1 protein-coding gene is annotated in these 368 nt (G+C 65.5%); it reads right to left on the reverse strand.

What is annotated here, in order from left to right; all coding sequences use genetic code 11:
* Nucleotides 1-368, reverse strand: a 368-nt coding sequence (locus EN818_RS31095; RefSeq protein ID WP_135906648.1) for an NAD(P)H-dependent oxidoreductase, incomplete at both ends; no start/stop codon positions are given.

Raw genomic sequence — 368 nt, forward strand, 5'->3', positions numbered from 1 at the left:
CCCCCATCTGGCAGCGCACCAGCACCGCGCGCAAATGGTTGATGCAGCGTATGCCGGCGCACTTGCCTTCCGAGGACGAGCAGAGCCCGACCGGCTTGCCGGCCAGGGGCCTGAACGTGCGGCTGCCCTCCCGGCGTATCCGGCTCACCCAGTCGATCGCGTTCTTGAGCAGCGGCGGGATCGAGCCGTTATATTCGGGTGTCGCGATCAAGAGCCCGTCATGCGCGGCGATTTGATGGCCAAGCCTGAGCGCGTTCTCGGGGATGCCTTTTTCCTTTTCGAGGTCCTCGTCCATGATCGTCAGCGGATAGTCGCCGAGCGAGATGCGCGTCACCTCCGCGCCCTGCATGGCGAGCTCCTTCTGCGCC

The sequence above is a fragment of the Mesorhizobium sp. M3A.F.Ca.ET.175.01.1.1 genome, from assembly GCF_004791945.1.
In the GTDB taxonomy this organism is placed as follows: domain Bacteria; phylum Pseudomonadota; class Alphaproteobacteria; order Rhizobiales; family Rhizobiaceae; genus Mesorhizobium.